The 23,387-nt window shown below is 67.1% G+C and carries 18 protein-coding genes and 1 other RNA gene; 10 read left to right on the top strand and 9 right to left on the bottom strand.

Features of this window, described 5'->3' with window-relative positions; translation table 11 throughout:
* Positions 1-7: 7 nt before the first annotated feature.
* Positions 8-2,596 (top strand): cyanophycin synthetase, encoded by a 2,589-nt coding sequence (gene cphA, locus IPM80_13730; GenBank protein MBK8959453.1) that lies wholly within the window; start codon positions 8-10, stop codon positions 2,594-2,596.
* A 31-nt stretch (positions 2,597-2,627) separates the two neighbouring features.
* On the opposite strand, the gene IPM80_13725 is transcribed toward cphA, so the two are convergent.
* From IPM80_13725 to IPM80_13710, 4 genes are all read right to left on the bottom strand, one after another.
* Complete coding sequence (locus tag IPM80_13725) at positions 2,628-5,711, bottom strand: response regulator (GenBank protein ID MBK8959452.1); 3,084 nt, start codon at positions 5,709-5,711, stop codon at positions 2,628-2,630.
* Between the two features lie 148 nt (positions 5,712-5,859).
* A non-coding RNA gene (ssrS, locus tag IPM80_13720) (6S RNA) lies at positions 5,860-6,041 on the bottom strand.
* Between the two features lie 61 nt (positions 6,042-6,102).
* Complete coding sequence (locus tag IPM80_13715) at positions 6,103-6,438, bottom strand: cell division protein ZapA (protein MBK8959451.1); 336 nt, start codon at positions 6,436-6,438, stop codon at positions 6,103-6,105.
* Positions 6,435-6,659 carry a TIGR02449 family protein gene (locus IPM80_13710; protein ID MBK8959450.1) on the bottom strand — a complete coding sequence of 75 codons (225 nt, stop codon included), beginning with the start codon at positions 6,657-6,659 and terminating at the stop codon, positions 6,435-6,437. The genes IPM80_13715 and IPM80_13710 overlap by 4 nt, the downstream gene beginning before the upstream one ends.
* A gap of 236 nt (positions 6,660-6,895) precedes the next feature.
* On the opposite strand from IPM80_13710, the gene IPM80_13705 reads away from it, so the two are divergent.
* The 6 genes from IPM80_13705 (at position 6,896) to IPM80_13680 (ending at position 12,611) form a co-directional block, all read left to right on the top strand.
* Positions 6,896-7,462 (top strand): UPF0149 family protein, encoded by a 567-nt coding sequence (locus IPM80_13705; GenBank protein MBK8959449.1) that lies wholly within the window; start codon positions 6,896-6,898, stop codon positions 7,460-7,462.
* A gap of 55 nt (positions 7,463-7,517) precedes the next feature.
* On the top strand, positions 7,518-8,837 hold the full coding sequence (gene pepP, locus IPM80_13700) for a Xaa-Pro aminopeptidase (protein ID MBK8959448.1): 1,320 nt from the start codon (positions 7,518-7,520) through the stop codon (positions 8,835-8,837).
* Positions 8,827-10,026 carry an FAD-dependent monooxygenase gene (locus IPM80_13695; GenBank protein MBK8959447.1) on the top strand — a complete coding sequence of 400 codons (1,200 nt, stop codon included), beginning with the start codon at positions 8,827-8,829 and terminating at the stop codon, positions 10,024-10,026. Before pepP ends, IPM80_13695 begins: the two co-directional genes overlap by 11 nt.
* Positions 10,023-11,219, top strand: a complete 1,197-nt coding sequence (locus tag IPM80_13690) for an FAD-dependent monooxygenase (GenBank protein MBK8959446.1) — start codon at positions 10,023-10,025, stop codon at positions 11,217-11,219. The genes IPM80_13695 and IPM80_13690 overlap by 4 nt, the downstream gene beginning before the upstream one ends.
* Positions 11,220-11,306: 87 nt before the next feature.
* Positions 11,307-12,191, top strand: coding sequence for a phosphoribosylaminoimidazolesuccinocarboxamide synthase (locus IPM80_13685; protein MBK8959445.1), 885 nt, complete (start codon positions 11,307-11,309; stop codon positions 12,189-12,191).
* A 144-nt stretch (positions 12,192-12,335) separates the two neighbouring features.
* Positions 12,336-12,611 carry a cupin domain-containing protein gene (locus IPM80_13680; GenBank protein ID MBK8959444.1) on the top strand — a complete coding sequence of 92 codons (276 nt, stop codon included), beginning with the start codon at positions 12,336-12,338 and terminating at the stop codon, positions 12,609-12,611.
* 85 nt (positions 12,612-12,696) lie between these two features.
* Here IPM80_13680 and IPM80_13675 read toward each other — a convergent pair whose 3' ends face one another.
* The 5 genes from IPM80_13675 to tkt all read right to left on the bottom strand — a co-directional run bounded on the left by IPM80_13675 (position 12,697) and on the right by tkt (position 19,487).
* Complete coding sequence (locus IPM80_13675) at positions 12,697-13,590, bottom strand: fructose bisphosphate aldolase (protein ID MBK8959443.1); 894 nt, start codon at positions 13,588-13,590, stop codon at positions 12,697-12,699.
* 132 nt (positions 13,591-13,722) lie between these two features.
* Positions 13,723-15,165 carry a pyruvate kinase gene (pyk, locus tag IPM80_13670; protein MBK8959442.1) on the bottom strand — a complete coding sequence of 481 codons (1,443 nt, stop codon included), beginning with the start codon at positions 15,163-15,165 and terminating at the stop codon, positions 13,723-13,725.
* A gap of 49 nt (positions 15,166-15,214) precedes the next feature.
* Positions 15,215-16,378, bottom strand: a complete 1,164-nt coding sequence (locus IPM80_13665; protein ID MBK8959441.1) for a phosphoglycerate kinase — start codon at positions 16,376-16,378, stop codon at positions 15,215-15,217.
* 4 nt (positions 16,379-16,382) lie between these two features.
* Positions 16,383-17,402, bottom strand: a complete 1,020-nt coding sequence (gene gap, locus IPM80_13660) for a type I glyceraldehyde-3-phosphate dehydrogenase (GenBank protein MBK8959440.1) — start codon at positions 17,400-17,402, stop codon at positions 16,383-16,385.
* Between the two features lie 84 nt (positions 17,403-17,486).
* A complete protein-coding gene (gene tkt / locus IPM80_13655) occupies positions 17,487-19,487 on the bottom strand; it encodes a transketolase (protein ID MBK8959439.1) in 2,001 nt (666 codons plus the stop codon).
* A 391-nt stretch (positions 19,488-19,878) separates the two neighbouring features.
* Here tkt and metF point away from each other — a divergent pair, with 391 nt between their 5' ends.
* From metF to IPM80_13640, 3 genes are read left to right on the top strand one after another with little or no spacing between them, the layout of a single operon-like run.
* A complete protein-coding gene (gene metF / locus IPM80_13650) occupies positions 19,879-20,745 on the top strand; it encodes a methylenetetrahydrofolate reductase [NAD(P)H] (GenBank protein ID MBK8959438.1) in 867 nt (288 codons plus the stop codon).
* A gap of 40 nt (positions 20,746-20,785) precedes the next feature.
* The gene (locus IPM80_13645) at positions 20,786-22,186 is read left to right on the top strand and encodes a sigma-54-dependent Fis family transcriptional regulator (protein ID MBK8959437.1); all 1,401 of its coding nucleotides are present in this window, start codon (positions 20,786-20,788) and stop codon (positions 22,184-22,186) included.
* A 2-nt stretch (positions 22,187-22,188) separates the two neighbouring features.
* A complete protein-coding gene (locus IPM80_13640) occupies positions 22,189-23,358 on the top strand; it encodes an AAA family ATPase (protein MBK8959436.1) in 1,170 nt (389 codons plus the stop codon).
* Positions 23,359-23,387: the final 29 nt, after the last annotated feature.

Below are 23,387 nucleotides of genomic sequence, written 5' to 3'. Positions count from 1 at the left end.
ACCGCCGATGGAAATCGAACGCGTCCGCGCCCTGCGAGGCCCCAATCTGTGGAGCCGCCGCACGGCCATCGAAGCGATCGTTCACTGCAATGAAGACGAACGGGATCTGTCACGTTTGCCGGGCTTCATCAAGCATCTTCGCGCCATCTATCCACAACTGCAGGTGTTGCCGGTGCCGGACGGCGGAGTACCGCGCTCGGCGGCCCACGTCATCGAGATTGCCACGCTGAGTTTGCAGGCGCAGGCCGGTTGCCCGGTGAGTTTCAGTCGTTGCGGGCTCACGCCCGACGCCGGCGTGTTCCAGGTGGTGGTCGAATACAGTGAGGAGTCGGTTGGCCGCGCGGCGCTCGATATTGCCCAGCGCCTGGTGCAGGCAACGCTCGACGATGCCCCCTTCGATGTCGAATCGGAAGTCGCGCGTTTGCAGGAGATGGACGAGGACGAGCGTCTCGGACCGTCCACCGGTTCAATCGTCGCCGCGGCGGTCGAGCGTGGCATTCCCTATCGACGTCTGACCAGCGGCTCGCTGGTACAGTTCGGCTGGGGTAGCCGTCAACGCCGTATCCAGGCAGCCGAAATCGATCGGACCAGCGCCATCGCGCAGTCCATCGCCCAGGACAAACAGCTCACCAAGCAATTGTTGAAGGCCGCCGGCGTGCCGGTGCCGGACGGTCGCGAAGTGTCGAGCGCCGAAGATGCCTGGGTCGCGGCCTGTGCGATGGGACTGCCGGTGGTGGTCAAGCCCAAGGACGGCCACCAGGGCCGCGGCGTGACGGTCAACATCGAGACCAAGCCGCATCTCGAAGCCGCCTACCGGGCCGCCATGGAAGCCGGCACCAAGGTGTTGGTCGAGCGTTACATCCCCGGCCACGATTACCGTTTCCTGGTGGTGGGCGACAAGCTCATCGCCGCCGCGCGCCGCGACCCGCCGTTCGTGATCGGCGACGGCGTGCATACGGTCAAGGAGCTGGTGGAAGAAGTGAACAGGGATCCGCGCCGCGGCTCGGGCCACGCCACCTCGCTGACCAAGATCCGCTTCGATGAAATCGCCTTCACCTGTCTCGAGCTGCAGGATCTGACGCCGACCTCGATCCCGGCCAAGGGCCTGCGCGTGGTGTTGCGCAACAACGCCAACCTCTCGACCGGCGGCACCGCCACCGATGTCACCGACGAAGTGCATCCCGATCTCGCGGCGCGCGCGGTGGCGGCGGCGCAGATGGTCGGTCTCGACATCTGCGGCGTCGACGTGGTGTGTCAGAGCGTGTTGAAGTCGCTCGAAGAGCAGAATGGCGGCATCGTCGAAGTGAACGCCGCGCCGGGTCTGCGCATGCACCTGTCGCCGTCCTACGGCACCGGCCGCAAGGTCGGCGAGGCCATCATCGCCGAGATGTTCGGTAACGGTAACGATGCCCGCATCCCGGTCATCGCCGTGACCGGCACCAATGGCAAGACCACCACCGTGCGCTTGACCGCCCACATCCTCGAACAAGCCGGTTTGCGCGTGGGCATGACCCTGACCGACGGCGTGTACGTGCAGGGCACGCAGATTGACAGCGGTGACTGCAGTGGCCCGCGCAGCGCGCGCAGCGTGCTCATGCATCCCGACGTCGATGCCGCGGTACTGGAAACCGCGCGTGGCGGCATCCTGCGCGAAGGCCTGGCTTTCGATCGCTGCCAGGTGGCGGTGGTGACCAACATCGGCACCGGCGATCACCTGGGCCTGAACTACATCACCACCGTCGAGGATCTGGCGGTGTTGAAACGCGTCATCGTGCAGAACGTGGCGCCGACCGGCTACGCGGTGTTGAACGCCGACGACCCCATCGCCGCGCGCTGCAACGTTGCCTGCCCGGGCGGCGTGATCTATTTCTCGCGCAATCCGGCCAATCCCATCAGCGTCACGCACCGAGCCCAGGGTCGGCGCGTGGTGGTGGTGGATGGCGACGCCATCAGCTGCGTGGAAGGCAGCGAGCTGTGCCGCTTGCCGCTCGCCGACATTCCGCTCACGTTCGGTGGGCGCATCGGCTTCCAGGTCGAGAACGTGCTGGCGGCGGTGGCCGCCGCCTGGGGCGCCGGTGTCGATTGGCAGCATATCCGCGCCGGCCTCGCGACGTTCGTGCCGAGCGTTGCCGCCACGCCGGGACGTTTCAATCTCATGGACTACCGCGGCGCGACCGTGATTGCCGACTATGGTCATAACCCCGATGCGATGGTGGCGCTGGTGCAGGCGGTCACGGCCATGCCGGCCAAGCGTCGCCTGGTGGTGATCAGCGGCGCGGGCGATCGTCGCGACGAAGACATCCGCGATCAGACCCGCATCCTCGGCAACGCCTTCGATGCCGCCATCCTCTACCAGGACGCCTGCCAGCGCGGCCGCGCCGACGGCGAAGTGCTGGCCCTGTTGCGCGAAGGTCTGGGCAATGCCACGCGCACGCGTGACATCAGCGAGATCAACGGCGAGTTCGTCGCCATCGACACCGCGCTGGCGCAGTTGGAGCCGGGCGACCTGTGCCTGATCCTGATTGACCAGGTGGAAGAGGCGCTGGCCTACCTGACCCAGCGCTGCAAGGAAGAGAAGTCGGCGGCCGTCGCCTGATGGCCAAGCGTGGGCGTGGCGCGTCAAGCGCTCATGCCGCATCCGCCCGGTAGTGGGTGTTGAGCAGCTCGCACACTTCGGTGTGCAGACGAAACACCTGCGTCAATTCGCGACGCGCCATGGTCAGCGAGCCGGCGCGCGCCTCCATCTCGATGCCTCGACATAGCGCCGCGAGCCTTTCGGCGCCGATGACGGCGCTGCTCGACTTCAAGGCATGCACCGCAAACGCCACCGACTCGCGGTCGCCGCTCTCGCAGCCGGCGCTCAACATTGCGAGGTGTTCCACCGATTGCTGCAGGTAGCCATCGACCACGCGTCGCAGCAGGCCGACGCGACCATTGCGCTCACGCACGCGCATGCCGTCCAGGGCGGCGGTGTCGAGCACGACCGGTAGCGCAGCATCGCGGGCCGGACCATGGGTGAGGATGGTCGGCGCGGCGGGCATGGCGGTGTCACTTGTCGCGCTTGCCGCTGACCTGCCTCCCACCCACTTCATGAGCACGCCGCGCAATTGTTCGTCGGTGAAAGGCTTGGCCAGGTAGTCGTCCATGCCGGCATCGAGGCAACGTTCGCGATCGCCGTGCAGCGAATTGGCGGTCAAGGCCACGATCGGGGTGGGCGCGCGCTTGCCGAGACGTTCGCGCTCGCGAATTGCGCCGGTGGCGTCGTAGCCGCTCATGCCCGGCATCTGGCAATCCATGAGGATGAGGTCGTAGGCGCCGCCCGCCCAGGCGTCGACCGCCGCCTGTCCATCCGGCACGGTGTCGACGCGCAGGCCCGCCATTTCCAGCAGCGCTCGCACCACTTCCTGGTTGACGAGGTTGTCCTCGGCGACCAGCACGTGGCCATCGAAATTCGTGGCCGCGAGGCCGCCATCGCCACGCGTCGACGGCCTTTCGGCACTGCCGAGGATGTTGCGCACGTCGCGCAGGCGCAGCGGTTTGACCCAGATACCATCGATGCCGGCGGCGCGCGATTGCCCATGAGTGGGACGGTTGCGCAGCGGCGCGGCGAGGATCTTGCGCGGCGCAACGCCTGTCGCGCGCGCGCCGATCTCCGTCAGCGCGGCAATGGCGACGTCGGCGCTGCCGTAGTGACCGAAAATCACCGCATCGAAACGACGCGTGCCAAGGCTGGCCACGGCCTGGCCGACATCGGCCACGCTTTCGACCTGGCAGCCGCTGGCGGCAAGGTAGCTGGCGCCGATCTCACGGTCGAGCGGGTTGTCGTCGACCAGCAGCACGGCGAGGCCCAGTGCGTCGCCGGCGGCCATCATCGCCGATTCCACCGGCAGCCGCGCGGTAAACCAGAAAGTCGAGCCGCTGCCGGGCGTACTGTCGACGCCGATCTCGCCGCCCATCAGGCGCACCAGCCGCGCTGCAATGCTGAGGCCGAGACCGGTGCCGCCATAGCGGCGCGCCGTGCCGCCGTCCGCCTGGGCGAAGGCCTCGAAGATTCTTTCTCTATCTTCCGGCGCGATGCCGATGCCGCTGTCGGTGACCGACACGCGCACACGGTCTTCGCCCGCATCCTCTTCCACGCGCACCACCACGCGACCGTGGCTGGTGAACTTGATGGCATTGCCGACCAGGTTGGTCAGCACCTGGCGCATGCGCGCCGCGTCACCGCGCCGCCCGACCGGCAGCCGCGGCGGCACCACCACGTGCAGGGTCACGCCCTTGGCCAGCGCGCTGTCGGACAAGAGACCGATGACGTCCTCGGCCAGCTCGCGCAGATCGAAACCCTGTTGTTCGAGCGCCAGCATGCCCGCTTCAAGCTTGGAAAAGTCCAGCACATCGTTGACCACGCCGAGCAGCGCCGTGCCGGAATCGCGGATGGTCTGCGCGCAATGTTTCTGGTGTTCATCGAGGGACGTGCGCAGCAGGATCTCGTTCATGCCGAGCACGCCATTGATGGGCGTGCGGATCTCGTGGCTCATGTTGGCCAGGAACTGTGACTTCACGCGCGCCGCGTCCTCGGCGGCGACCAGTGCCACGCGCAATTCGCGGGTGCGCGAGTCGACAGTGCGTTCCAGGCCCTGGTTCATGCGCTCGATGTGCAGGCGATGGCGCTGCTGCGAGCGCCACCACAAGAGCAGCAGCAAGGTCACCAGCGCGGCCACCAGGTAGCCGGTATGCGCCACGGTTTGCGCGGCGCGCACGTCACTGCGTGACCAGAACAGGCTGTCGGGCTGGCCGGCCCACAGCGTCCAACGGCCCGAGCCGTCGACGATGTCGAGCTTGAGCACGTCGGAGTAGATGAGATCCGGCGCTGGCCGGTCAGCGGCGATGCTGTCGCCGGCCGTGCGCCACGGCCCGCTCCGGCGGGAGGGCGCCACGTAGTGATTGGCGCCATTGTGCAAGGCATAGAAGCCCCCGGGCAGCAGTTCGCGGAGCACCGTGGTCAGCATCACGCCGGACACCAGCCCGGCGAACGCGCCGTCGTGGTCGTAGAACGGTACCGAGTACACCAGCCCCGAGCGATCCTTGTCGTCGGGATGCATGGGGTCATAGCGCGTGTTGTCGCAGGTCAAGACTTCCGGTCCGCTGAGGGCCGGGTAGGTGAGGCCCTTGACCGCCGATTCGTGATTGAAAGCGTCCTTGAGACGCGCGGCCTGTTGGCGCATGAGTCGGTACTCGAAGATCTCGATCTCCGGTAGCTCGTCGTGGGCATGGGGGCTGTCGCCGCCCCGGCGGCCGACGATCATCTCGTCGAACGTGACTATCGGCGCTTCGAGACTGCCGGTCACGGCGTCGATGCGGTCCGGGTCGAGATCGTGCGGCACGATGTAGACCTCGGACATCGAGACCTGCGTGGCAAGGTTGTTGTACAGCTCCTGCACCGTGGTGCGGGCATCGGCGGAGAAATTGCGCCCGTGGCGATCGATGGCGCGCACGCTCGGCAGCCGCGCCATGGTGCGCAGGCCGGAATAAACGGCGCTGAAATTGTTCTCGACCGCGGTGGCGACATCCCGTGCCCGCTCGCGGGATTCGGTGCGGTAGCTGGTGCGCGCGGCGTCCAGCGCGCTTTGCTCCTGCCAGCGCACGACCGCCATCACCGCCAGGCCAAAAGCGAGGATGGTGAGGACGGCCTTGGAGTTCGACAGGGATTCCATTGCGCGGTCTAGCGGCCGCCCGGGCTGAAAATTGAGCATGACGGCGCGCCCGGGACGCGGGCGTGTCCGCGCGGCCCACGGCCAGCGGGCGTGGAGGCTGGTCAGCGCGGCGGGCGGCGCGGCATGGGAGGCGGAGGAAAATTAAGAGGTGTTCTCCACCGTGCCGTCTCGACCGTAATCTTGAACCAAGGGTTCAAGACGGGACGTCTCATGATGAATCAGGCTTTCCGCTGAAATGCGGACATGCACAACATCACCGATTGATCTGTCCCTGAGGTAAGAATAATAGGCTCAAAGATCTCAGGTCTTTGACGCACACAGCAGAGAACACCAAGCTTTAAATCGTCAAATCGATGCGGACCTTTAACCTCGGCCGGTCCGCCGGCGGAAATCAGTGGCCGGATGCCTTGAATGACATGCCGAGTCCGCGTGACAGCACCTGCGAGATCTTGCCCTGCATGCGCGTCACGCTGGCGCCGACGTCGGACACGATGGATTCGTTGTTGCGGCGGTACTCGAGGTACTCGTGGGCGATGTTCAGCGCCGACATGACCGCGATACGCTCCGCGCCTATGACCTTGCCGTTGTCGCGCTGCTCGACCATTTTCTTGTTCAGGAACTGCACCGAGGCGAACAGCGCCTCGCGCTCGTTTTCCTTGCAGCCGACGACGTAATCCTTGTCGAAAATCGTCACCGTGATCGGTTTGACTTCACTGTCGCTGCTCATGAACGGGTCTCCATCGCCTTCAAGCGGGCAATCATGGCTTCGACGCGCGAGCGCGCCTGTTCCGTTTTCTCGATCAGGGCCGCACGTTCGGTGGTCAGCGAGGCCTGCTGCGAGCGCAGGGCTTCGTTCTCGGTGGCCAGGCTTTCGACGGCCTTGATGAGCTCATCTACCCGCGACTCGAGCGCAGCGAGTTCCAAGCGGTCTTTACTGCCTGCTGTCATGACGTCAACGCGTGCTCACCGGGGCGGATGGAATGCGAGGCCAATATAGAGCCGTGGGCCGCGAACGGTCAACAGCGCACCGCGCGCCCTGCGTGGTGGTTGGCGTCATGCGCTTTCTGCGCAACGCCTGGCCATGGGATAATCCGCTGCCCGGCGCGCGGCGCTTCGGAGACATTTAATATGAGTACGCCAATCCGCTTCGCCGCGCACGCGCGTACGCGTCGGCCGACAGCGCCATGAACGGCGAACTTTTCGAACGCGTCACACGCGCCTTGAAGTCGGTGCAGTGTGACATCGGCGCCGCCGAATGCCACGGCATGCTGTGCGGCATGCTGAGTGGACCGCGCAGCTTCGAGCCCGGCCTGTGGCTGGACCACGTCAGCGGCGGCCAACGCGAGTTGTTCGCAAGCGGCGAAGCGCGCGCGGCGCTCGATGCGCTGGTGCGCGAGACCTTCAGCGCCATGAACGCCGAGGACTACGAACTCGAATTGCTGCTGCCCGACGACAGCGCGCTGCTCAGCCTGCGGGCAGCGGGTTTCGCCGACTGGTGTCGTGGTTTCCTGTCGGGCCTCGGCCTGTCGGGGATTGCCTCACTGGAGGCGCTGGGCGAAGATGCGCGGGAATTCCTTGCCGACCTGTCGCGCTTCACTTCGCTGGCGATGGATGCCGACGGCGACGAGGACGACGAGCGCGCGCTGGTCGAACTGACCGAGTTCACGCGCATGGGTGTGATGCTGGTGCGCGCCGAGCTCGGCGCGGGGGCGGGCGAAGACGACGACCCGCAGAACGTCACCCTGCACTGACGCGCCGCCGCCGCTGGCGCGCGTCGTCACCCCTTTCCGAACTGGCCGAGGTCGCATGGAGAAGAGAGAATTCGCACGCCGCCGCAAGCGACTGATGGATATCGCGGGCCATGGCGGTATCGTCATCCAGCCGACCGCGCCGGAGCGGATCCGCAATCGCGACGTCTACTATCCCTTCCGTCCCGATAGCGACTTCTATTACCTGACCGGCTTCCCCGAGCCCGAGGCGGTGCTGGTGCTGGTGCCCGACCGGCCGCAGGGCGAGTGCATCCTGTTCTGTCGCGAACGTGATGACGAAGCCGAATCCTGGCATGGCCGTCGCGCCGGCCTGGAGGGCGCCTGCGAGCTGTACGGCGCGGATGACGCGTTCCCGATCACCGATCTCGACGACATCCTGCCGGGGCTCATCGAGAACAAGGAACGCATCTATTTCACCATGGGCCGCTACGCGGAATTCGATCAGCGCCTGGTGAGCTGGTTGAACCGCGTCACCAGCAAGGGCCGCGCCGGCATCCATGCGCCCGACCAGTTCGTGTCGCTCGGCCATGTCGTGCACGAGATGCGGCTGTTCAAGAGCAGCCAGGAATTGAAGGCCATGCGGCGCGCGGCGAGCATCGCGGCCGCCGCCCATCGGCGCGCGATGGCGGTGTGCAAGCCCGGCATGCGCGAGTATCAAATCGAAGCGGAGCTCTTGCACAGCTTCATGCAGCAGGGCGCACGTTCGCCGGCCTACCCGTCCATCGTCGGCGGCGGCGCCAACTCCTGCATCCTGCATTACACCGAGAACAGCGACGTCCTGAAGGACGGCGACCTGGTGCTCATCGACGCCGGCGCCGAGTACGACAGCTACGCCAGCGACATCACGCGCACTTTCCCGGTGAGCGGCGAATACACCACCGAGCAGCGTCAGATCTACGAGCTGGTGCTCGAAGCGCAGCTCGCCGCGATCGCCGAAGTGCGGCCGGGCAACACCTGGAACGAGCCCCACGAAGCCGCCATCGAAGTCATCACCCGTGGCCTCATCGACATCGGCATCTTGAAAGGGCGATTGCGCAAGCTCATCGACGAGGAAGCCTACAAGCCCTACTACATGCACAAGACCGGGCACTGGCTGGGCATGGATGTCCACGACGTCGGCGACTACAAGCTGCACGACGAGTGGCGGGTGTTCGAACCGGGCATGGTCACCACCGTGGAACCCGGTCTGTACCTCGCCGCGACGCTCAAGGATCTCGGCAAGCAGTGGTGGAATATCGGTGTGCGCATCGAGGACGATGTGCTGGTGACCGAGACCGGTCACGAGATCCTGACCATAGAGGCGCCGAAATCGGTGGAAGCGGTGGAAGCGGCGATGCGCGAGCGCAGTGCAGTCTGATTACGACGCCATCGTGGTTGGCGCCGGCCTGGTCGGCAGCAGTGCCGCGCTGGCCTTGCGCCGCGCCGGCCGACGGGTGCTGTTGCTCGAGCAGGGCCCGGCGCCCCGCGCGCCGGACGGCGACGCGCGCGCCCTGGTGCTGTCGGCGGCCTCGGTCGAGATCCTGACCGAACTCGAGGTGTGGCCGCGCCTTGCGCCGCATGCCACCGCCATCCGGCATATCCGCGTCAGCGATCGCGGCGGCCCGGGCGCGCTGGCGCTGGATGCCGAGGCGGGCGGACTGGACGCCATGGGCTGGGCCTGTCCGGCCGATATCCTGCTGCATGAATTGCGCGTGGCCATGACGACCGCCCTGGGCGAGGACGCGTGCTGGGATTGCCGTTATGTCGGCCATCGTGTCGACGACGCCGCGGTCGAGGTGGAAATCACCCAGGGCGACACCTCCCGCTTGCTGCGCGCGGCGCTGTTGATCGGCGCCGACGGCAACGCCTCGCCGGTGCGCGTGGCGGCCGGCATCCCGACCGACGGTTACGACTACGGGCAGCACGCGCTGATTGCGCGCGTCGAGGTGTCGCGCCCGCAAGCCCATACCGCCTTCGAACATTTCACCCGCGAAGGACCGCTCGCCATGATCCCCTGCGGCGGTGCGCGCTACGTGAGCGTGCAGTGCCTGCACGAGAGCCGCGCGCTGGCCGCGCTGCAGCTCGACGACGCGGCCTACGGCGCCGAACTCGCGCGCCGTTTCGGCGCTCGGTTGGGCGCCATCACCGTGCTCGGTGCGCGCCGCGCCCACGCGCTGGCGCGACAACGCGCGCGGCGCGTCACCGATGCGCGCCTGGTGTTGCTGGGCAATGCCGCCAACACCATGCATCCCAACGCCGCCCAGGGTTTGAACCTTGGTCTGCGCGACGTGGCGACGCTGGCGACCCTGCTCGGCGCCGCCGGCGACGCCGGACTCGCGGCCGCGTTGCAGCGCTACGCCGACGCGCGCGCGCCGGACCATCGCGCCACCGTCGGTTTCAGTGACCTCCTGGCGCAAGGCTTTCGCTCGCGCCTGGTACCGGTCAGCGCCGCGCGACGCCTGGTCATGACGCTCGCCGACCTGTGCCCGAGCGCCAAGCAACGTTTCATTCACGAAGCGAGCGGTCTCGCCGCATTGGCGCGCAGCACCGCCGCGGTGCGCGCATGATTTTCGATATCGTGATTGCTGGCGGCGGCGTGGTGGGACTCACCGCCGCCGCGCTCCTGAACGATGCGGGCTACAGCGTGTGCCTGCTCGAACCGCGCCTCGATCGCGCGCCGCCCAGCGGTGAAATCGGTCTTCGGACCTATGCGCTGACGCCCGCCGTGCGCCGCATCCTGGAAGCGGCGCGCGCCTGGGCGCCGCTGGACCATGCGCGCGTCGGATACTTCGACGCGATGGAGGTGTGGGATGCCGGCTCCAGCGGTCATCTCGATTTCCTGCCGCCGCCCGGCCATCGCGGCGCCATGGGTTACATCCTCGAACAGCAGAACCTGGTCGCGGCGCTGGCCTCCAGCCTCGCCACACGCCCGGGCGTCAGCCTCCAGCCGCGCGCCTTGAACGGCTTCGAGCCCGGCACGCCGGTGCTGCTCAATCTCGACGATGGCACGCGCCTGCGCGCCCGGCTATTGATCGGCGCCGACGGCGCCAACTCGGCGGTGCGCAAGGCGGCCGGTATCGAACATTCCAAGGTGCCCTACCGGCAGAGCGCGATCCTGGCCAATGTCGCGTTCGCGCGCGGCCACGGCCACGTTGCCCGTCAGCGCTTCCTGGACAGCGGGCCGATAGCCGCGCTGCCGCTCGCCGCGCAGCGCGAATGCTCCATCGTGTGGTCGTGCAACGACGAACGCGCGGCCGAACTGATGGCCTGCGAAGACGCGCATTTCATCGGCGCGCTGCGCGAGGCCTTCGAGGATTGCCTCGGCGGCGTCACGTATTTGAGCGCGCGCGCCGCGTTTCCGCTGGCGCGCGCCCAGGCCGCGCGCATGGTCGACGGCCACTGCGTGTTGCTGGGCGATGCCGCCCATCTCATGCACCCGCTGGCTGGGCAGGGCTTGAACATGGGGCTGATGGATGTCGCCGCGCTGGTCGAATGCCTGGGGCCGGCCACTGTCGGCGCCGCGCCATCGGCCAGCGCCCTGCGCCGCTTCGAGCGTTGGCGCAAGAGCGAGACCCTGGCCATGACCGCCGTCACCGACGGACTGCACCGGCTGTTTCAGCGCAACGAGAACCTGCTCTGCCAGGCGCGCGGCGCCGGCATGAACGCCACGCAGCGACTCGCGCCGCTCAAGCACTGGCTCATCGCGCGCGCCATGGGCACGGCCGGCGACGTGCCGCGCATGGTCATGCCGCGCGCCTGAGGCAATAGCCCCACCGTCCGCGCGGTGGCCTTTCGGCAGGGCATTGGGCAGAATACGCGCCCCTTTCCTTCACGGCAGGCACGTACGATGACCGCGGCCCTCTACGAATCCCATCTCACCAGCCTGCCGCTCATCCAGCGCGGCAAGGTGCGCGACATCTACGAGGTCGATGACAAGCACCTGTTGATCGTCACCACCGATCGCATCTCGGCCTTCGATGTCATCTTGTCCGATCCGATCCCGGGCAAGGGCGCGGTGCTGACCGCCCTGTCGAATTTCTGGTTCGCGCGTGTCGCAAGCGTGATACGCAACCACCTGTCGAAGCTGACGCTGGCCGAAGTGTTGCCCGACGCCGCCGAGCGCGCCAGCGTCGAAGGCCGCGCCATCGTCGTCGACAAGTTGAGACCGCTGCCGGTCGAAGCCATCGTGCGCGGTTACATCATCGGCTCGGGCTGGAAGGATTATCAGAAGACCGGCCGCGTGTGCGGCATCCAACTGCCGGCCGGGCTGCAACAGGCGCAGCAATTGCCCGAGGCCCTGTTCACGCCCTCGACCAAGGCCGAGATCGGCGAGCACGACGAGAACATCGACTTCGAACGCACCTGCGAGCTCCTGGGTCGCGCGCGCGCCGAGCAGGTGCGCGACGTGAGCTTGAAGATCTACCAGGCCGCCGCGGACTACGCTCGCACCAAGGGCATCATCATCGCCGATACCAAGTTCGAGTTCGGCCTCGACGCCAACGACGAACTGGTGTTGATCGACGAAGTGCTGACGCCCGATTCCTCGCGCTTCTGGCCGGCCGACGAATACCAGGTGGGTGTCAGCCCGCCGAGCTTCGACAAGCAGTTCGTGCGTGATTACCTCGAGACCCTCGACTGGAACAAGCAGGCGCCGGCGCCCAAGCTGCCGGCCGAGATCGCCGAGAAGACCGCGGCCAAGTATCGCGAGGCGCTGACGCGGCTGACGGCGTAACAGGCTGTTCGATTTCGTGCTTTGCGGCGCCCCCCGAATGAATTCGCACCGACTTGCCCGGAAAGCGCCTCCGGCTGAATCGCGCCCGGCAGTTCAGCCTGAGATCCGTTCGGCGGCAGTCTCTGAGGTCGCGGCGATGCTTCCCTGAGTGCCGAGCCGATCCCGCCGAACAGGTCCTTGGCCAGCGGCTCCGCTTCCGCCTCGCACCCATCCTTGTCCGGCAGTCATGCGACGCCAGGTTTCTGGTATGACCAGGCGGAGGACGAGTGGGCGATATTGCTGGCCGGCAGCGCGGCCTTGGAATTCGAGGAGGGCGTGGTCGAGATGTCGGCGGGCGAGGCGCTGCTCATTCCCGCCCATGTGAAGCATCGAGTCGCGCGCTCAGCGCAGGCGGTGTGGCTGGCGCTGCATTTTCTGTAGGTGCGATTTAAATCGCACATTCATGGCGCGGCGCCGCGCCTTCGAATGTGCGAATAAATTCGCACCTACAAAGCCGTCATCAATCTCAGGTCTTCGACGCGAGATAAATGCTCTGGATGGCGGCGTCCATGGCCTTGTCGAATTCCGCATCGCTCTGCTGCGCGGTCAGGCCTTCGGTCAGCGCGCGTGAGAAGCTCGCCACCATGCCGTGCTGACGCGCGAGCTTCTTGTTGGCGTCTTCACGTGAATAGCCGCCCGACAGCGCCACCACTTTCAAGACGTTCTTGTGCGACACGAAGTCGGCATAGAGGTCGTCGACTTCCGGCAGGGTGAGCTTCAGCATCACCAGCTGACCGGCCGGGAAGGCATCCAGGCCTTTCTTGAGCGCGTCTTTCAAAATCGCTTCGGCCTGGGCCTTGTCCGGGCAGTGGATGTCGACTTCCGGCTCGACGATGGGCACGAGGCCGGCGGCGATGACCTGCTTGGCGACCGCCAGCTGCTGGTCGACCACCGCCTGGATGCCGGCGGCGTTGGCCTGCTTGATGACCGAACGTTCCTTGGTGCCGAAGATGCCCTTGGACTTGGCCTTGGCGAGCAACGCGTCGAGGGTCGGCATGGGCTTCATGAGCTGCACGCCGTTGGCTTCGTCTTCCAGGCCCTTGTCGATTTTGAGAATCGGCACCACGCGCTTGACGTTCCACAGGAAGTCGGCGGTCGGCGTGCCCTTGATGTCACGGTCCATGGTCGCTTCGAACAGGATGGCGGCCAGGATGCGATCGCCGTTGAAGGAGGGGCTGGTGATGATGCGGGTACGCATGGCATGGATGAGATCCATCATCTGCGTCTCGCCCGAGTATTCCCCTTCGCCGATGCCATAGAGCTTGAGCGCCTTGGGCGTGCTGCCGCCGCTCTGGTCGAGCGCGGCGATGAAGCCGGCCTGGGTCTGGAACTTGGTCTTCTGCTGTTCGATTGTGCTCATGGTCGTCCTCGCCGAAAGGTCAATGTGGGTGGGCGCGGCGTTCGCACACGGCCCAAGCCTGGTTCAAAAGGGGTTACCCGGATTATAGGAAGCCGGCCATGGTGGCACCAGCGCGGCGCCGCGACGGGCATCTCATCCGGCCGGCGCCACCACCTCGCCGACGGTGACGATTTTGAGGCCGTTGGTGCTGCCGGAATAGCCATGCAGATCACCTTTGGTGATGATGACACGGTCGCCGTCGGCGACCGCGCCGCGCGCCTTCAAGACCCGCAGCACTTCCTGCGTGACGCCGTCGTAGGGCACCGAATTGAAATCGAACTCGACCGGCACCACGTCGCGATACAGCGTCACGCGGCGCAGGGTCGTGGCATGGCGGGCCAGTGCGAAGATCGGGATGGCGGTATTGACGCGTGACATCCACAGCGGCGTCGCGCCGGATTCGGTCAGCGCCGCGATGGCTTTCACGCCCATGCGGTTGCCGCAATAGATGGCCGACATCGCGATCGCCTGGTCGACCCGCTCGAAGGCGGTGTCGGGCAGGGTCGACGACGGCGGATTGCTCCATTCCTGTTCGGCGCCCTGGCAGATGCGCGACATGGCCGCGACGGCCTTGTCGGGATAGGCGCCGACGCTGGTCTCGCCCGACAGCATCACCGCGTCGGTGCCGTCGAGCACGGCGTTGGCGACGTCGAACACCTCGGCGCGGGTCGGCAGCGGGTGCTCGATCATCGATTCCATCATCTGCGTGGCGGTGATGACGGTACGGAACTGGCGGCGTGCCATCGCCACCAGCATTTTCTGCGCGGGCGGCAGGCGCGCATCGCCGATTTCGACGCCGAGATCGCCGCGCGCGATCATGATCGAGTCGCTGGCCGCGATGATCTCCTCGGCATGCACGAGCGCTTCGGCGCGCTCCATCTTGGCGATGATGCCGGCGCGGCCGCCGGCGGCCTTGATCAAGTGGCGCGCGCTTTCGATGTCCTCGGCGGTGCGCGGAAACGACACCGCGATGTAATCGGCGCCGTGCGCAAGGGCGTGCAGCAGGTCTTCGCGATCCTTGTGCGTCAGGGCCGGCGCCGACAAGCCGCCGCCCTGGCGGTTGATGCCCTTGTGATTGCTGAGCGGCCCGCCGATCTGCACGGTAGTATCGATGCGCGCGCCGTGCACGCGTTCGACTTTCAGCACGATGCGGCCGTCGTCGACCAGCAGGGTGTCGCCGGCATGCACGTCGCCGGGCAGGGCCTTGTAGGTGACGCCGACTTCGCGCTGCGTGCCGTCGTGGTCGCCGAGTTCGGCATCGATGACGAAACGCGCGCCTTCGGCGAGCGTGACAGGACCGTCACGAAAACATTCGAGGCGAATCTTGGGGCCTTGCAGATCGGCGATGAGGCCGACTTCGCGGCCGGCGGCGGCCGCGGCTTCGCGCACCGCCTGTGCGCGGCGCGCATGATCGGCGACTTCGCCGTGGGAGTAATTGAGTCGCGCCGCATCCAGGCCCGCCTCGATGAGGCGCGCCAGCATGTCGCCCTGGTCGGTGGCCGGCCCCAGGGTCGCAACGATTTTCGTGCGCCTCATGTCGGGAGCCGGCCGCTGCCGGAAATGAGAATGCCGTGGCCGGCGGGGATCATCCCTGCGCCGCGCGTTGTTCCAGGATCTCGATGGCGGGCAAGGTCTTGCCCTCGAGGAACTCCAGGAACGCGCCACCGGCGGTGGAGATGTAGGAGACATCCTTGGCGATGCCGAACTTGGCGATGGCCGCGAGCGTGTCGCCACCGCCGGCTATCGAGAACGCCTTGGATGCCGCGATGGCCTTGGCGAGCCGCTCGGTGCCGGCCGCGAAGCTGTCGAACTCGAACACGCCCAAGGGCCCGTTCCAGACGATGGTGCCGGCTTTTTCGATCTCGGCGCACAGCGCGTCGAGGCTCTTGGGGCCGAGATCCATGATCATGTCGTCGGCCGTCACCGCATCGGCGCTCTTGGTGGTGGCCGGCGTCGTCTCGGCAAACTCCTTGCCGCACACCACGTCGACCGGGATCGGGATATGCGCGTCGCCCGCCAGCAGGCGCTTGGCGATGTCCAGCATGTCGCGCTCGCACAGCGACTTGCCGACTTCCTTGCCGGCCGCGGCCAGGAAGGTGTTGGCGATGCCGCCGCCGACCACCAGCTGATCGACCTTGCTGACCAGGGATTCCAACAGGTCGAGCTTGGTCGAGACCTTGGAACCGCCGACGATCGCGACCAAGGGCCGCGCCGGCGCTTTCAGCGCTTGGTGCAGCGCCTCGACTTCGGCCATCAACAGCGGGCCGCCGCAGGCGACCGGCGCGAACTTGGCGACCGCGTGGGTCGAAGCCTGGGCGCGGTGGGCGGTGGCGAATGCATCGTTGACGAACACGTCGCACAGCGCCGCCATGCGCTTGGCGAGCGCGTCGTCGTTGGCGTTCTCGCCGACCAGGAAGCGGGTGTTTTCACCAAGCGTAATGGTGCCGGGCGCGAGGTCCACGCCGTCTATCCAGTCCGACGCGAAGGCCACCGGTACGCCAAGTAGAGAAGACAGCGCAGCGACCACCGGCTCGAGCGAGGCTTCGGCCTCGAACTTGCCTTCCTTGGGACGTCCGAGATGCGACATCACCAGCACCGCCGCGCCGGCGTCCAGCGCCAGCTTCAAGGTCGGCAGCGCGGCGCGCAGTCGGGTGTCGTCGGTGATCTTGCCGTTCTTCAAGGGCACGTTGAAATCCTCGCGGATCAACACGCGCTTGCCCTTGAGATCGAGTGCGCTCATCTTCAGCATGGTCTTAGCCTCGCGCCTTGACCATCGCAATGGTGGTGTCGAGCATGCGGTTGGAGAAACCCCACTCGTTGTCGTACCACGACAGCACCTTGACCATGGTGCCGTTCACGACCTTGGTGTTCGACGATTCGAAGATCGACGAAGCCGGGTTGTGATTGAAGTCGATGGACACCAAGGGTTCGTCGTTGACGCACAGGATGCCCTTCAAGGGGCCGCTTTCCGAGGCGGCGCGCACCACTTCGATGACTTCCTTGGTGCTGGTCTCACGCGCGGCCTGGAAGGTCAGATCGACCAGCGAGACGTTGATGGTCGGCACGCGCACCGCGTAGCCGTCGAGCTTGCCGTTCAGTTCCGGCAGCACCAGGCCGACCGCGGCGGCGGCGCCGGTCTTGGTCGGGATCATGGACTGCGTGGCCGAACGCGCGCGGCGCAGATCGCTGTGGTAGACGTCGGTCAGCACCTGGTCGTTGGTGTAGGCATGGATGGTGGTCATGATGCCGGCCACGAGACCAATTTTCTCGTGCAGCGGCTTGACCAGCGGCGCCAGGCAGTTGGTGGTGCAGGACGCATTCGAGACCACCGTGTCCGTCGCCTTCAGCACGCCGTGATTGACGCCGTAGACGATGGTGGCGTCGACATCGTTGCCACCCGGCGCCGAGATCAGGACCTGCTTGGCGCCGCCCTTCAGATGCTGGCCGGCCTTGTCCTTGCTGGTGAAAAGACCCGTGCACTCGTGCACCACGTCGACACCGAGATCGCCCCACGGCAGCTTGGACGGGTCGCGCTCGGAGAAGACCTTGATGGTCTTGCCGTTGACGACCATGTTGCCGTCCTTCACTTCGACCTTGCCCGGGAACTTGCCATGGGCGGAGTCGTAACGGGTCAGGTGGGCGTTGGTTTCCGCGTCGCCGAGATCGTTCACTGCGACGATTTCGATTTCGCCGGTGCGCTCCGCCTCGAACAGGGCGCGCAGCACGTTGCGGCCGATGCGGCCATAGCCATTGATACCGACTCGTATGGTCATGATTGAAGCTCCGTCATGTGGGCGATGAATTACTGTTGATTACTATTAACGCGAACCCGTATGAATCGACCTGCGCCCGATCACTCAGGCGCCAAGTACGCGGCGCGCGGTGGCGGTGGCGTGGGCCGCGGTCAAGCCGAACTGCTCGAACAGCGCGCCGGCCGGCGCCGAGGCGCCGAAGCTGTCGAGTCCGATGACCGCGCCGTCGAGACCGACATGGCGATACCAGAAGTCGGTGCTGCCGGCTTCGATGGCGATGCGCTTGCGCAGGCCAGGCGGCAACACGCTGTCGCGCCAGGCGGCATCCTGGCGCGCGAAAGCTTCGGCGCAGGGCATGGATACCAGGCGCACGGCATGGCCTTCGGCGTTGAGCGTGGCCACCACTTCGCGGGCGAGGCCGATTTCCGAGCCGGTGGCGATGACCACCGCGGTGGCGGGCTTGTCGCTGTCCATCAGCACGTAACCACCACGCGCGACGTCGGCCAGCTGCTGGGCGCTGCGCGGCTGCTGCGGCAGGTTCTGACGGCTCAAGAGCAGCGCGCTCGGGCCATTGTCGCGTTCCAGCGCCACGCGCCAGGCGACCGCGGTCTCGGCTGCGTCGCACGGGCGCCACACGTCGAGATTCGGAATGAGGCGCAGGCTGTTGGCATGCTCGATGGGCTGATGGGTCGGGCCGTCTTCACCAAGACCGATGGAGTCGTGGGTGAAGACATAGACGGTGCGCAGCTTCATGAGCGCGGCCATGCGCACCGCGTTGCGCGCGTAATCGGAAAACACCAGGAAGGTGCCGCCGTAGGGAATCGCACCGCCGTGCAGCGCGAGGCCGTTCATCATCGCGCCCATGGCGAATTCGCGCACGCCGTAATAGACGTAGTTGCCGTCCATGCTGGCGGGCGTGAGGCCGCGGCTGGCCTTGTGGAAGGTGAGATTGGAACCGGTCAGATCGGCCGAGCCGCCCACCAGCTCCGGCACCAGCGCACCGAATAAATCGAGCGCGCGTTCGGACGATTTGCGCGAGGCTTCGGCCTTGTCGGTGGCGGCCATGGTCGCCACCGCGGCGTCGGCGCCGGCAAGCCAGTTGTCGGGCAGGCGGCCGGCCATGATGCGTTGATAGTCGGCGGCCAGCGCCGGATGGGCGGCGGCGTAGGCCTTGAAACGATCGTTCCATGCCTGCTCGCGCGCCGCGCCGGTCTCGCGCGCGCTCCACGCTGCGTAGACGTCCTGCGGGATCTCGAACGGTGCGTGCGGCCAGTCGAGCGCGACGCGGGTGGCCGCCACTTCGTCGGCGCCGAGCGCGGCGCCGTGGCAGCTTTCCTTGCCGGCCTTGTTGGGCGAGCCGAAACCGATGACGGTCTTGCAGATGATGAGGCTGGGCCGCGTGCCGTCGGCGCGGGCCGCTTCGATGGCGGCCTTCACCGCCGCCGCATCGTGGCCGTCGACGGCGCGGATCACCTGCCAGCCATAGGCTTCGAAGCGCCCGGCGGTGTCGTCGGTGAACCAGCCGTGCACTTCGCCGTCGATGGAAATGCCGTTGTCGTCGTAGCACACGATGAGCTTGCCGAGGCCGAGCGTGCCGGCCAGCGAGCAGGCTTCATGGGACACGCCTTCCATCAGGCAGCCGTCGCCGACGAACACGTAGGTGTGATGGTCGACGATGTCATGGCCGGGGCGATTGAAGCGCGCCGCCAGGTGACGTTCTGCGAGCGCCATGCCGACGGCGTTGGCGATACCCTGGCCGAGCGGCCCGGTGGTGGTCTCGACGCCGGGCGTTTCGCCGCGTTCGGGGTGGCCGGGGGTGCGCGAATGCAGCTGGCGGAAGGCCTTCAGATCGGCGATGCCGAGGTCGTAGCCGGCGAGGTGCAGCAAGGAGTAGAGCAGCATCGAACCGTGGCCATTGGACAGCACGAAGCGATCGCGATTGCTCCACGCCGGGTTGGCGGGGTTGTGCACCAGGAAGTCGCGCCACAGCACCTCGGCGATGTCGGCCATGCCCATCGGCGCGCCGGGATGGCCGGAATTGGCGGCCTGCACTGCATCCATGCTCAAGGCGCGGATGGCGTTGGCCAGATGACGCCGCGCTGAAATGGCGGATGTGTCGCTCCGCTGTGGGCGCGGTTCGCTCATGCTGATTCCCTCAAGACTCGTCGTCGGTGCGCGGCGGCGCGCCAACGACAGGGCGGCACGCGGGGCGCGAACCGGTGAATTGAATGGGTCGGCCGCGCGCATTCCGAGGAACGCAGGAGCCCCGCGGCGCCTGGTGCGGTGGACCGGCAAGCGCGTCGCGCTCGTCCGTCGGACCCGAAAAAATGAAGCCCGCATTTTAAAGAGACCTGCTGCATTGCGCTACCTCGGTGGCTGTGAAGCAGGTCGGTTTGTTATGAGAATGCCGGTGCGTCAGGGATAATCGCCGGCAGTGTCGACAACCCTGGGGACAGCGCCATTGGCGCGCCGCCCTCGCCGTGTGAACCTGAATACCATGACCAGCTCCAGCGCGCGTTCCGTAGGCCTGTCCTTTGAATTCTTTCCGCCGCGTACGCCGGAAGGCGTGGCGCGCCTCGCCACCACGCGGCGCAAGCTCATGGAACTCGCCCCTGAATTCTTTTCCGTGACTTTCGGCGCCGGCGGCACGACCCGCGACCTGACCCTGGAGACGGTGCTGGAACTGCGCGAGGACACCGGCATCGAGACCGCGCCGCACCTGTCCTGCATCGGCTTCGGCCTGGCCGACATCCGCGCGGTGCTGGCGCGCTACAAGGAGTCCGGCATTCGTCACCTGGTGGCGCTGCGCGGCGACATGCCGTCCGGCACCAGCGGCTTTGGCGAGTTGCGCCATGCCAACGAGCTGGTCGAGTTCATCCGCCGCGAGACCGGCCAGCATTTCCGCATCGAGGTCGCGGCCTATCCCGAGATCCACCCGCAGGCGGCCAGCGCCAGTGCCGATATCGACAACTTCCAGCGCAAGGTCGCGGCCGGCGCCAACGGCGCCATCACCCAGTATTTCTACAACTCCGACGCCTATTTCCGCTTTCTCGACGAAGTGCACAAGCGCGGCGTCGACGTGCCCGTAGTGCCGGGCATCATGCCGATCACCAATTTTTCCAACTTGAGGCGTTTTTCCGAGATGTGCGGCGCCGAGCTGCCGCGCTGGATGGTCAAGCACCTGCAGGAATTCGGCGACGATCACGGCGCCATCGCCGATTTCGGCATCGAGGTGGTGACGCGCCTGTGCGAGCGGCTGCTGGCAGGCGGCGCGCCGGGCCTGCATTTCTACACCATGAACCAGCACGAAGCGGCGAGCGCCATCTGCAGCCACCTCGCCATCCGCGGACGCGGTCGCGCGTGAGCGCCTGAACTTGAACTCGCCAGCACCCCGGCGCCCCGTGCTGCTGCTGGTCGATGACGACGAGCTGATCGTCGATGCGCTGGGCTTCGTGCTCGGCGATGACTTCGACATCGTCAGCGCGGCGAGCCGCGCCGAAGCGCGCGAGCTGCTGCGCAAACCGGGCCCGGCGCCCGAACTCGCGTTGGTGGACCTCGGACTGCCGCCCGAGCCCCACGGGCCGGACGAAGGCTTTGCCCTGATCGGCGAGCTGTTCGCGTTCAACCCGGCCATGAAAGTGCTGGTGCTGTCCGGCCAGGACGAGCGGCGCAACATCCAGCACGCCCTGACCCTGGGCGCGGTGGATTTCGTGCCCAAACCCTGCGAACCGGCGCTGCTGCGCGCGCGCCTCGAGCACCAGCTGCTGCTGCTCGATGCCGAGCGCCTGCCGCCGTCCGCGCAGGTCGGCGCCGGCGCCGGCGAGCTGCTGCTGGGCGCGAGCCCGGTCATGACCACCCTGCGTGCCCTCATCGAGCAATTCGCCGACACGCCGTTCCCGGTGCTGGTGGAAGGCGAGTCCGGCAGCGGCAAGGAACTGGTGGCGCAGGCCCTGCACGCCGCCAGCGGGCGCCGACGCGGGCCCTTGCTGACCATGAACTGCGCGGCCTTCAGTCCTGACCTGCTCGAAGCGCAGCTGTTCGGCCACGCGCGCGGCGCCTATACCGGCGCCGACAAGGCGCGCGCCGGGTTCTTCGAAGAAGCCAGTGACGGCACGCTGTTTCTCGACGAAGTGGGCGAGATGCCGCTCGACCTGCAGGCCAAGTTCCTGCGCGTGCTGGAGAACGGCGAGTACTACCGGCTCGGTGAAACCGAGGCCCGACGCTCCAATGCGCGTATCGTCGCCGCCACCAACCGCGAGCTGCGCGAGCTGGCGCGCAGCGGGCAGTTTCGCCAGGATCTTTTCCATCGCCTGCGCGTGCTGACCATCAGCGTGCCGCCGCTGCGCAGTCGCGGCGACGACTGGCGGCTGCTGCTCGACGCCTTCCAGCGCCAGTACGCGGCCAGCATCAAGCCTTTCACGCTGGAGTCGGCGGCCGCCGACTTGCTGGCCGCCTACGCCTTTCCCGGCAACGTGCGCGAGCTGCGCAATATCGTCATCCGCCTCGGCGCGCGCTATCCCGGCCAGTGCGTGACGGCGGCGCAATTGCGCCCGGAGCTGGAGCTCGATTTCGACGCCGCGCCGTCGCCGCGGGCCGGCGCCGGCTGGGCGCCGGAACAACGTCTGCGCCAGCCCGGTTTCCGCCTCGACGACGAGCTGGCGGCGCTCGAGCGCCAGTACATCGAGGCGGCCTTGCGTCTCGGCGAGGGCAACCTCAGCAAGGCCGCGCGCCTGCTGGGCGTCAATCGCACCACGCTCTACAGCCGCCTGGCGCGCTTATCGCCGCCCGCCGCGGCGGACGACTAGCGGTGTACGAACGGCATTTCGGGCTCGGCAAGCCACCGTTCCGCATCACGCCCGACCCCGAGTTCTTTTTTTCCGGTGGCAACCGCGGCGCGGTGCTGGAAGCGCTGATCTACGCCACCGCGCGCGGTGAAGGCATCGTCAAGGTGGTGGGCGAGGTCGGCAGCGGCAAGACCATGCTGTGTCGCATGCTCGAGCGCGAGCTGCCGGCCGACTGTGAAATCGTCTACGTCGCCAATCCGCGTCTCAATCCTGACGCCGTGCTGCACGCCATCGCCACCGAACTCGGCCTGGCCGCCGCACCCGAGGATTCCAAGCTCAAGGTGCTGCATGCCCTGCAGGACTACCTGCTGGCGCGCCACGCGGCCGGCAAGCGGGTGGTGATGTTCATCGAGGAAGCGCAGGCCATGCCGGTCGAGACGCTGGAAGAGATCCGCCTGCTCAGCAATCTCGAGACCACCCAGGCCAAGCTGCTGCAGATCGTGCTTTTCGGCCAGCCCGAGCTCGACGACAAGCTCGCGCTGCACGAGATCCGCCAGCTGCGCGAGCGCATCACCCATGGCTTCGAGCTCACGCCGCTCAAGCGCGAGCAGATCCGCGATTACCTCATGGCGCGTCTGCGCGCCAGCGGCTATCGCGGCGAGGGCCTGTTCGCGCCCGGCGCCATTCGCGCCATCGAGCGCGCCTCGCTGGGCCTGTTGCGTCGAATCAACGTGCTGGCCGATAAAGCCTTGCTGGCGGCCTATGCCGACCAGGCGAGCGTGGTGGACGCCAAACACGTCCAGCGCGCGGTGGCCGACAGCGAATTCGGCGCCACATCGCATCGCTCGCGCCGCCCGTGGCTGGCGGCGCTCGCGCTGGCGCTCGCAGTCGTGCTGCTCTGGCGGCTTGCCCTCGACCGGGAATTTTTCCCGCGCCGTGCCGCGGCGACCGTGGCGCCGACGGCCGACGCGGTCGGCGAGCCTAAGCTGCCCGCGTCGCCAGCCTCGCCCCCGTTGGCGACCGCCGCGTCGGCGCCGGGCGGCCGCCATGCACCTGTCGCCGACGTGGCGCCTGCTCCGCGCGTATCGCCCGAGACCGGCTTGGTGGGATTGGAACACCTGGCGCCGGCGGGACTGCCCGACCCCGACGTCGACGCCTTGCCGTCGCCATCGGGCGGCCGCTCGGCGCACTAGCCCTCGGGCCTGGCAAGGCGGATTTTGAA

The organism is Pseudomonadota bacterium, from assembly GCA_016719885.1.
In the GTDB taxonomy this organism is placed as follows: domain Bacteria; phylum Pseudomonadota; class Gammaproteobacteria.
This window is presented reverse-complemented; position numbering and strand designations above follow the sequence as displayed.